Annotated in this window: 7 protein-coding genes; 4 read left to right on the top strand and 3 right to left on the bottom strand. The window is 39.6% G+C overall.

Annotation, left to right across the window (positions count from 1 at the left end; translation table 11 throughout):
- Positions 1 to 3,089: ATP-dependent DNA helicase (locus JWQ34_RS17750; RefSeq protein WP_299359574.1), on the bottom strand; the 3,089-nt coding region annotated here is incomplete at its 3' end.
- Positions 3,090 to 3,445: 356 nt separating this feature from the next.
- On the opposite strand from JWQ34_RS17750, the gene JWQ34_RS17745 reads away from it, so the two are divergent.
- The gene (locus JWQ34_RS17745) at positions 3,446 to 3,679 is read left to right on the top strand and encodes a hypothetical protein (RefSeq protein ID WP_299359572.1); all 234 of its coding nucleotides are present in this window, start codon (positions 3,446 to 3,448) and stop codon (positions 3,677 to 3,679) included.
- Positions 3,680 to 3,782: 103 nt separating this feature from the next.
- On the opposite strand, the gene JWQ34_RS17740 is transcribed toward JWQ34_RS17745, so the two are convergent.
- Entirely contained in the window at positions 3,783 to 5,501 is a 1,719-nt protein-coding gene (locus tag JWQ34_RS17740; protein WP_299359570.1) for a glycoside hydrolase family 3 N-terminal domain-containing protein, read from the bottom strand.
- Positions 5,502 to 5,587: 86 nt separating this feature from the next.
- Between JWQ34_RS17740 and JWQ34_RS17735 the strand changes: the two genes are divergently transcribed.
- From JWQ34_RS17735 to JWQ34_RS17725, 3 genes are all read left to right on the top strand, one after another.
- Positions 5,588 to 6,223: a porin family protein gene (locus JWQ34_RS17735; RefSeq protein ID WP_299359568.1), complete on the top strand. Its 636-nt coding sequence runs from the start codon at positions 5,588 to 5,590 to the stop codon at positions 6,221 to 6,223.
- A 154-nt stretch (positions 6,224 to 6,377) separates the two neighbouring features.
- Positions 6,378 to 7,463 (top strand): acyltransferase, encoded by a 1,086-nt coding sequence (locus JWQ34_RS17730; protein ID WP_299359565.1) that lies wholly within the window; start codon positions 6,378 to 6,380, stop codon positions 7,461 to 7,463.
- A 244-nt stretch (positions 7,464 to 7,707) separates the two neighbouring features.
- On the top strand, positions 7,708 to 9,369 hold the full coding sequence (locus JWQ34_RS17725; RefSeq protein ID WP_299359563.1) for a tectonin domain-containing protein: 1,662 nt from the start codon (positions 7,708 to 7,710) through the stop codon (positions 9,367 to 9,369).
- 63 nt (positions 9,370 to 9,432) lie between these two features.
- Here JWQ34_RS17725 and JWQ34_RS17720 read toward each other — a convergent pair whose 3' ends face one another.
- Positions 9,433 to 11,271 carry an ABC transporter ATP-binding protein gene (locus JWQ34_RS17720; protein WP_299359561.1) on the bottom strand — a complete coding sequence of 613 codons (1,839 nt, stop codon included), beginning with the start codon at positions 11,269 to 11,271 and terminating at the stop codon, positions 9,433 to 9,435.
- Between the last annotated feature and the right edge of the window lie 53 nt (positions 11,272 to 11,324).

Raw genomic sequence — 11,324 nt, 5'->3', positions numbered from 1 at the left:
TCCTTTTTACCGCAGCCGGTATTAAAATCATGCGCCAGTATTTTCTGGTATACAGTGGTGATCTGTTCTGTAACAATACTTATATCCTCCGGACTGATAACTATCTTTTCTTTATAATACTCGCCCTCGCTTATCGGTTCCACAAAGTCAAATATGGTGGTGGTTGCTTCCCAATCATTACTGGGGTCGTTATCTATCAGTATCTTATAAAATACTGCCTGGCGCCAGTAATCGCCGCCTTCGGGTTTGTCGTTTGTGGGGCGCAGCAGTTTGTCTTTGGCATTTTTTAGCTTGCCCGTTTTATAGTCTACAATGGTTGCCAGCTTGCCATCAAACTCTATTTTATCCAGGTTACCTTTAATGGGTACGCCTTCAATCTCAATGTTTTTTATGCCGCGCTCGGTAACAGCCACTTTGTTCCATTGGGTTACGTTTTGCTCATAGTATGGCGGCAATATCTTATCGCCATAATCAACCCGCAACTTAAATTCTTCTTTGGTGAATGAGTCGCGGTTACGGTACATGTACCATTTAAACTCTTTCATAAATTGCTCTGTGGATGGGAAATTATCGTCATCATCCTTTAACCACCTAAACGCCTTGTTTAACGCCCAATGTACTGCCTGTCCAAAAGTAGCAGACGGACTTTTACCCGATGGTACCCTTATCAAACACTGGAAATAAAACCGCAGCGGGCAATCCAGATAATTACTCAAATGCGTTACCGATAGCGTATAGTTTTGCAACAACTGGTTAATGTAACCATGATCTATGAGCTCAACTTTCGGTTTATCCGCTTCGCTAAACTGGGTAGCATAAAACTCCATCATGGCAGCTTCAGCAACTTTAGGATGCTCGACAATCATATCGGTTTCGGCTAATATCTCGCCTATGAATTGGGATGACTCCTGATCCTTGCCCTTTTTATCTTTATTGGCATAGGATATCATCAGGCATTGTTTGGCCCGTGTCAACGCCACATAAAATAACCTGCGCGACTCTTCTTTTTGGGCGATATCATCATTACTCGCCTGCGTTAGTGTATCAGGATAGCTAAAGCCATTGTTGCGCCCCTTACTGTCCCAGGTCTTTTTATCGCAGCCTATAAAAAACACATGCTCAAACTCCTGTCCTTTAGAGCCATGCGCGGTAAAGAAGTTTACGCCGTTATCCGAATAGATAACCTGGTTCAAGTCCAGCCTGATGCTGTTTTTCTTCATCAGGTCGATGGTAGCAATCAGGTCGGCTAGTTTTATTTCGGGATTCTTGCGGCTTTCGTCCTTTAAAAAATCAAAGAAATTGGTGAGCACCTGCATATAAGTACCCTTATCGGCCTGCTGCATAATGTAGCGCAGTATGCCCATCTTGCCAATAACCTGCTGAAACAATTGCTGCAACGTAACACTCAATGCGTCTGTTAATAACAGGTCGATATTATTGAGCAGGTATTTCATTTCCACATTCGGCGCGGCATCAAACAGCCCGGCTTGTGCAGGCATGCGGATCTCGTGTATGTACCTACGCAATGATGTTTTAGGCACATTATTGGCCGATGTAACAAAGTTCTCTTTTGATACCGCGATGCTGGCCTTTGCAATCTCTATCGGCGGGATGTTAAAGAAATCATAGTGCAATATTTCAAACAGCAACTCATCACCACTATAAGGCGAGTCTAACTCCATAGCTAAATAACGCAGTATGTTGATGATCTTCTCGCCGAAAGGGATAGTCAAGACATCAATTTTACGGCGGGTATTAACCGCAATTTTTTGCGCATCTAAAAATTGTATCAGCGCCTCAACCTGGTTATGGTTGCGGTAAATAACCGCTATTTCGCCGGGCGGGGTGCCGCTATCTACCAAATGTTTTATGCTGATGGCCACATCCACCATTTCCTGATCGGGGTTTTCGTATTCGCGGATAACCGGCTTTACAACTAACTCGTTAAATCTCGAATGTGACGATTGCAGGCTTTTATCTAATGATAGTTGCTTAGTTAATCGCTCATTATTATTGTTGATAAGCGCTTTTGATATATCCAGTATATGTTGATTAGACCTATAATTATGCTTTAACACAACGGTTGATAACGTGCTGACATAATCGGTAGCAAAATCCAGGATGTTTTTCATATTGGCACCCTGGAACTTGAAGATGGATTGGTCATCATCGCCCACTACAAATACGTTGGGGGTTTCCCAGTAATTTAATAAGAACTTCAACAACTCGTTTTGCGATCCGCTGGTATCCTGAAACTCGTCTACCAAAATATAATGGTAGCGTTCCTGGTATTTGCGTAATATCTCTTCGTTTTCGCGGAAAGCTTTTAATACCCAGATGATCATATCGTCATAATCATAACGGCCACGGGCCTTCATTTTGGCATCGTAACGCTGGTACTCAACAACCGCTGCCAGCAATTTCTTCATCAGATCATGCGCGGCATCAATATCTTTTTGCTTGGGGTCGCCAATAGCTATGCCTTTTGCGGCGTTTGCTCTTTTGTAGATAAACTCTTCGCGATTGGGCAGGTCTGCTAAATATTCGTTGATGGCTGTTTCAATAAACTGCTCGTTCCAGTTCTCGCGCTTCATGGTCGAGAACAGGTTTTTCAGCCTGGGCACATCATAGTATACATCGCCGGTAAAACGCTTTAATAAATGGTCGTTAGGGAAATCATCTACCAACTCCCTGAATAGCATAGCCGACTCCAGGTCAGACAATGGCTCCAGATTCAGTTTGCCAAAGTATTCCAGGTTTTCCTGGATCACCTCATTACAAAAAGCGTGGAAAGTATATATATGTATGCGGTAAGCATCGGGGCCAATAAACTCGAATAAACGCTTGCGCATGGCTACCGCGCCAGCATCGGTATAGGTTAGGCAAAGTATTTCGCCTGGCAAAGCATCGGTATCCGTTAATATCTTACCTATGCGCGCTGCCAGTATCTGTGTTTTACCTGTACCCGGGCCGGCAATAACCAGCACCGGGCCATCCATTTTATTTACGGCAGCTAATTGCTCGGGGTTTAAACCGGCTAAAGCTTCCTGGAATTTTTGATTGTATTTGTTGGAATTGGATTGCATCATTGTTTAGTAAAGATAGTAAGGATAGATGACGTGTTGAACTATCTTATTAAAATATTCGGTTCACATTTATAGTGAAGTTGAGTTTTTATTTAAATTTGATATGCGACCAAAATCGCCGGTGCCCAAATCTTAATGCCAGAACAAAGCGACAAAGATATCGATGCCGATAAATTAATCTTGCAAGAATAGCTGGATGAATTAGATAGAAGACTTCTTGATCATCATAATGGCGTTGGCAGAACCTACACCTGGGAAGAAACCATTGCCATATCAGAGAGAAAATGTTAACAGATAAGAAAAAAAATAAAAGAGACTAACGCATACAATCGTTATCTTTACCCCAGAGGATTGAGACTATGGGATTACCGCTACGGATTACTTTTGATGACAAAGACTATATCTATCAGATACTTAATACAAACCTGATAGACAAACACACTACCGAATTAGAGCTTATTTTTAACGGCGAAAAAGTAGAATTGATGATGGATGAAAGGAAAACCTGGATCCAAAAAGATAATAATAACACCATTGATCCAAATTTGGTGCAGGCACTTGGCCGCTCGGTATCCTTGCGTTTAAGGATGTAATTATTTAAGGTTGTAGTGTTTGAAAACACCTCGAAACACCACATAACACTTTGCTACACGTATAAAGCAGCACTATACCGCACTACATCCGGCTACACTTTTGCTATAAGCCCGTCCCGGTAGGGAAATAAACATTCACGCTTACCGGCAGCTTACCCGTCGGTTTTAATTGCCCGGTAATAACTTTTACTGCTGCTCTTTGCAATTCATCGCTCATTTGGTAACATACCAGCAGGCCCGCGCTTTTTTCAATGCCCGGCAAGCCGGCAATAGTATAGGCGTTGGCAAAAACGCTCACCACCACCTTATTATTTGCGGGCAGCGCTGCTATAAATTGTTTAACACCGTTACTGTAATCCAGCTTGCTTGCGGGGCGGGTACGGGTATCATGTATGCTTACGTAAACCTGGTTGTATTGCTTCAGCATTTCTAATATACGGTTCAGGTCGGCAACCGGCGTACTTTTATTTACCAGGAACAAATGGCAGTTAGGCGACCACCTGGCCAGTTCTGTCTGGAAAGTTGTATAACTCTCAACCCCAATGCTTACAATTGCTGTTTTTTCTAATGGATTAAGATGTATAGACTCTGTAGTACCTTTTATCATTGTTACCGCGGCATCGCTTAATTGTTGTATCAACTGACGGGCCGGTTCGCGGTTAAGATCAGAAAGGAGGTTAGTAGTTATAACATCTTTCCGGTTATTTAATCCTGCCCAATATTTGGCGGCTAGTACCTTTTTTACTTTCGCTTCAAAATCAGCATTGGATATTAAGCCTTTACGTACCGCTTTCCGTATTTTTAAAATGGCTTTTTTCGAATCCATTGATAATTCTATAATATCGTTCCCCGCTAAAAATGCCTGTAGTTCTGCTTCACCATTAGGGAAGTATTTAGTTACCGCCTTCATTTCCATAGCATCAGATACGACCAATCCCTTAAAGCCTAATGAATCCTTTAAAACTCCGGTCACAATTTTTTTAGATAAGGTTGACGGTCGGTTTTTGGTGCTATCCAACGCGGGGATACTCATGTGGGCTATCATAACGCCATTAATACCTGCGGCAATAGCTTCCCTGAAAGGATATTCTTCTAACGAATCTAACCGCTGACGGGTAAAAGGCAGCAAAGGTAATTCAAAATGCGAATCGACATTGGTATCGCCATGGCCGGGGAAATGTTTTGCGGTGGTAAGCAACCCCGCGTCCTGCATCCCCTTAAAATAAGCAATACCTTTTTTGGCGACATTATATTTATTATCTCCAAAGGACCGGTAGTTAATAACCGGGTTATCGGGGTTATTATTTACATCCATATCGGGCCCAAAATTCATTTGCATGCCCAGGCGCTTAAAATCATAAGCCACCTGTTGGCCCATCTTGTAAATCAAGGTGTTATCCTGTATGGCGCCCAAAGTCATCTGGTATGGGTATGATAGTGTAGAGTCTAATCTCATTCCAATTCCCCATTCTCCATCCATAGCAATTAGTAGGGGTACCTTAGCAATGTGCTGATAACGATTGATTAATTCAGCCTGCCTAACCGGTCCGCCTTGAAAGAACACTACACCACCAAGTTGCTCCTTATCAATAACATTAGCTACAGAATCTTCATATTTTACCCCCTTGTTTGTATGTGCCCTAACAAAGAATAGCTGAGCAATTTTCTGTCTGCGGCTCAGCTTGTTATATACAGAATCTACCCATTTATTTTGTTGGCCCAGTAATTGAATATAGTTACCCTGTTGGGCAAATGCGGGTAAAACAAAAAGGTTAAAGATTAATAGTAAAAATGGTCTTAAATAGTTTCTGATTAGCTGCATAAACCAAAAGTAAATTAAAATGGCAAAAAAATGCAACACTTTATTATTAAACATCGTATAAGCGGGTGTTAAGAATTTATAATTAAATGAAAAAAATTTTCCTTTTAGCTACAATATTGCTGGCTACAAGGACCCTAAGCGCTCAAACATATTTAAACAGTGATCGTTATGATTTATCAAGTAGTACTGACCCGATAGTGGCTTTTACAGCAAGTGCCTCAATGACAAATACTACAGGTGGTGCAAATTTTAACACCAGCGGCCTTGCAGGTTTTAGCGCGGGTTTTGCATTCGATCTGCCTATAAACAACACCCTATCAATAACCCCAGAAATATTATATGCACAAAAAGGATACAGCGCAAGTACTTCATTTGGTAACTTTACGCAACGCTCTCAATATATTGACATACCGGTACTAGCTAAATTTAAAGCAGGTTCACGAATAAGCTTTTATGCAGGCCCGCAAATATCTTACGCTATTTCTTCAAGCAATTCATTCAGCGCTAGCTTTACAAAGTCACAACAACAAAATTATGTTAATACCAGCAGCAATCTTTTATTACAAGGGGTAATTGGTTTAGGTATAAACGTTACCAACAAAGTTGAATTGCGTGCACGTTATGCAATTGACATGCAAGGAAGAAATACAAATGGTAACAATATTGTTCCATCATACCGCAACCAGGCCGTACAATTAGGCTTCGGTTTTAAATTTGGCTAATCAATATTATATATAAACTAACTGATCTTATTATAAAAATGCAAAGCCATCTGTAATACGGGTGGCTTTTTGCTTTATAGCCTGTTATTGCTTATTAAATACAATATAAAATTGTGACAAAAGCTAATTAATTCAAATAGTATATTTGCCCCTCATGCAGAATTTAGTTAACGAAGTTCCCGCTAAGAAAAATTATGAGTTTATAGATGCCATACGCGCAATTGCTATGATCAGTATTGTAATGGAGCATAGTTTTTCATTTAACGCTGAGCAATACAACCCCACCGACAGCCTTAGTATAATTACTTTGGCGACTGTTCTTCAGTATATAAAATTTGGCACCATAGCCTTCTTTTTATTAGCCGGATTTTTGATCGGTGAGAAATTTACCACCTACACCCCGCTACAATATTTAAAAAGGCGCGTTGACAATACCATATTACCCTGGGTATTTTGGTCGTTGTTTTTTTTAGGGACAATTGTATTGAATGATGTGGTAAGCGCCTACCAGTTTAACCATGGCCAGTTTGAGCCAAATTACACCGCCCGGTTCTTTAATTATTTTAAAGTTATTTACTTATACAGCAACTATTGGTTTATACCCAATTTTTTAATTTGTATAGGTATATTATTGTTGTTTCAGCGTTACCTGTATTCTTATTGGCTGGGAGCGGGTTTGCTTTTATTCACGGTACTTTATATGTTTAATATATATAACGAGTGGATAGAGCCAAGACACTCTACCGCCATATTTGGATTTGTATTCTTTTTATGGCTGGGCGCGCAATTTAACAGGCATTTAGCCGCTTTTGAAAAATGGTTAAACAAAACGTCTATTTGGCTTTGGCTTTTCTTATCAATAATAACCGGCCTAATTGGCATAAAAGAAATATTATACCTTAAAGCGCAAAACAGCGTAGATCCTTACAACACATTGAGGTTAAGCAATATTGTATACTCTATGTGTTTCTTTTTCTTCCTGCTGAAAATAAAGAATTTCAAATTCGTCAACTTCATAAAACCCCGCGAAACTACGTACGGTATATACCTTATACATTATATATTGGTGGCTATGTTATTGCCCATGATATTCCCATCGCTTAGGTTTGGCATTAAAGGATTATCCTATGGTGAGGTCTGGGCTTATATGATAGCTCGCTTTTTAATCGCTTATATTGTAACATTTATAATAGTTTCGCTGATCAATAAAAGCAGGGCTAAATGGTTGATAGGCAGATGAGAATATTATCTATAACCCATATAAATTTTGTGGTTTATTATGATGCTAGCGGGCTAGGATAAATCAATTGCTATGGTACCTCTCCCTTAGTTAGTTTCCTTGTGAGATAGCAACAAACCGGGATTATATTTATAAGCCCTGTTTACTAAAATTCTCTTTTTTGATTAACCATTAATTAACCATTTCGTTTTGGTTAATATTTAATTATATTAGTATACAATATAATTAACTTAAATTCTTAATCATGAAAAAAAATTTAACAACGCTCCTGACGGGTATTTTATTAATCCTATTCGCTGATTCCTGTAGAAAGGGACAAACACCACTTGAAACTCAAACGAATCAAACAAAAAATCAAGTATCAAAAATGCCCGGTTTTGGTGCTATACTTGATAGAAAAGCTTATCTAAATGCCCCTAAAGCAGATTTTAATCAAATAAAATCACTTCTTTCAAAGAATGGTTTTGCTAAAGATTTAAAGCTTGATGCAACCCTTCCATCTAGTGTATACTTAAATTACCCAGTGGTAATGAACCAAGGTACTAGCAATACTTGCGTATCATTTGCAACAGATGCAATGATAGAGACTCTTAACAACGAATTTCCAGGTATAAATGTTAGCAACCCACGAAGTCCCTGGTTTATTTATCAAATGGATCATTCGTTTTATGGGGGTTGTGGTAACCCAGGAATGCACACATATAATGGAATCAATATTGCAAAGATAAAAGGAATACCTAGTTATACTTTAGACCCTGACCCTGGAGACACTGGGGACAATTCTGATGACTTTTGCCATTTACCTGCCACTAGTGTGATAAATGATGCTGCCACAAATAAGATAGGGAATTTTTATTCACTTTCAACTATCTCTGATATTAAAATAGCCTTGAGCTATCACCTTCCGGTAGTTATGGGATTTAAGGCATTTTCAAGTTTTCTGACTGCATTTTACAATGGCACCACTTATTCAGCAGTAGGAACTGATGATTTAGGTACAGGTCATGAAGTTTGTATAGTAGGTTACGATGATGCAAAACAAGCCTTCCTTGTCCAAAACTCTTATGGAACTACCTATAATAACAATCCCGCTGGGGATCCGGATAGACCAGGCATGATGTGGTTCGGTTATAATTTATTCTCTGAACCCTCTCTGCAAATTGAACTTTATGTAGGTACACCTAATATTCCTGTATTAACTGTTTCTGATCTTGCATTTGCCGGAAATACTTTATATGCAATAGGTGCAACAAATGTTGGTAATGGAGGAAATGCAATATACCAATGGGGAAATAATGCCTGGGCAAGATTAAACGGTGCAGGTATTGCTATTACGGGAACACCTAGCGGTACGCCCTGGGTTGTAAATAATGAAGGAAAACTTTTCCAATACGTATCCAATATTTGGCAACTAGTATCAATGGGGCTTACCGATGTAAGTATAGGTGCAAATGGGGCAATGTATGGTATAGGGGATACATCCACTGATATAGGAGGGTATGGTATATATGGGTATGCGTCTAATGGCACATGGACAAAAATTCAAGGAGCCGCTGTCAAAATAAAAGTAGATCCTACTGGGAGACCATGGGTCATAAATGCTCAGAATTATGTTTTTAAATATAACGGCACTGTTTTTCAATCATTGCCCGGCAGGATTACCGATCTAGCAATTGGGGCTAATGGAAGTGTATTTGCAATAGGGAATAATACGATAAATACAGATGGCTACGGGATTTACAAATGGTCTGGTAGTGACTGGATATTAATTTACGGCGCAGCTGTTCACATTGCTGTAGATAAAACTGGCAATCCTTGGGTAGTAAACTCAGTAGGCCACCTTTACAGCGGCACGGCAGGAGGTGTCAATAATCCATATAATTATATTTGGACACAATTGAATTAAATAACAATCATCTTAAAGATTAGCTATAAAGAAGCGCCATGAGGTTAATTTCATGGCGCTTCTTTAATCGGCGCTAAAGGTTTGCATATCTATCAACTTTCGATATAAACCATTATGGCTTATTAACTCCTGGTGATTGCCTTGTTCTGCTATCTTTCCATTTTCTAACACCACAATTATATCCGCATTTTGTATAGTACTTAATCGATGAGCGATGATTAATGAGGTGCGGTTCTTCATCAGGTTATTCAAGGCATCCTGCACCAGTTTTTCAGATTCGGTATCCAATGCTGATGTAGCCTCATCCAGCAACATTATTGGCGGGTTGGTTAAAACGGCACGGGCTATACAAATGCGCTGCCTTTGTCCGCCGGATAGTTTGGTACCACGGTCGCCTATGTTGGTATCATAACCTTCTTCGGTTTCAAGTATAAAGTTATGCGCGTTGGCAATGCGAGCCGCTGCTTCCACCTGTTCTGGTGTGGCATCGGGTTTACCAAAGGCTATATTATTATAAATAGAATCATTAAACAAAATAGATTCCTGGTTAACAAAGCCCATTAATGATCTTAATGATTCGGCAGTGATGGATTTAATATTATGGTTATCGATCAATACCTCGCCGCTTTGCGGATCAATGAAACGTGGGATCAAATCCATCAAAGTAGACTTACCACCACCCGACGGGCCGACTAGTGCTACCGTTTTTCCTTTGGGGATGTTTAAGTTAACATCATTCAAAACCAATTTTTCCTCGTAAGCGAACGATACATTTTTAAAGTGGATGCCTTCGTTAAACTCGGTTACTGTAATAGCGTTTGGCGCATCAATTATTAATGGCTTTTCGTCTATCAACGCTAATACACGCTCGCCGGCAGCTATGCCGGAGTGGATGTTGCTAAATGAATCTGATATGGCTTTAGCCGGGCGCATTACCTGCGAGAACAAAGCGATATAAGCTATAAATGCAGGACCGCTTAATGCCGATGTTTTGTTTAATATTAAATACCCACCATACAATACGATGCAGCTTACCATAGCAACACCCATGGTTTCGGACACAGGCGATGCCAGTTGCTGGCGCTTAGCCATAGATCGTGCTATGGACGAGTACTTTTTATTTTCGTTATTAAAACGTGTTTTTATAAAATCGCCCGCGTTAAAGGCTTTGATAATTTTAATGCCTGATAATGCTTCATCCAGGTAACTTATCATATTGCCATAAGTTTCCTGCGCGGCTATGGCCTGCGATTTAAGCCTTTTTACTATACGCGATATAATAAATGCCGATACCGGGATAACCAACAACGAGTAAAAAGTAAGCTTAGCGCTTATTAAAAACAACATTACTATATAGGCGATAAGTTGTAGCGGTTCTTTAAATACTACCTGCAAGGTTCCTGTAACAGAATATTGTACCACCTGTACATCTGATGCTACTTTGGATATGATATCACCTTTGCGCTCGTTACTAAAAAAGCCCAGGTGCAGGTTCATCACATTATCAAAAACTGATCTACGTAAATTTAAAAGCGTGTGCACCCTTAAATTTTCCATAATACGCTGGGATATATACCTGAACAAATTACCCAATATAACTGAGGCTACAATAATGCCGCAAACTACCTGTAAAGTTACCCATGCATTATAATGATCTATAAGATAGTGTACATAATAATTAAACATACCCATTATATCAAACCACGAGTGTGGTTTAACATGTGCCTGTACAGATGCAATGCCGCTTGTTTTATCAGAAGAGAATAATGTTTGTAATAACGGGGCCAGCAACGCCAGGTTAAGCGTATTAAAAATGATAGAAAATATGGTGGCTATTATATATGGAATGGCAAATTTTTCAATTGGCTTGGCAAATGAAAGTAACCTGAAATAAGTCTTCATTAAGGATATTTAAAGGGCGTAAAGTTAACGGTAATAAATCAATAATGTTGTCA

Source organism: Mucilaginibacter sp., assembly GCF_028288185.1.
Classification (GTDB): Bacteria; Bacteroidota; Bacteroidia; order Sphingobacteriales; family Sphingobacteriaceae; genus Mucilaginibacter.
Note: the sequence above shows the minus strand (reverse complement) of the source record. Positions and strands in the feature narration are given on the sequence as shown.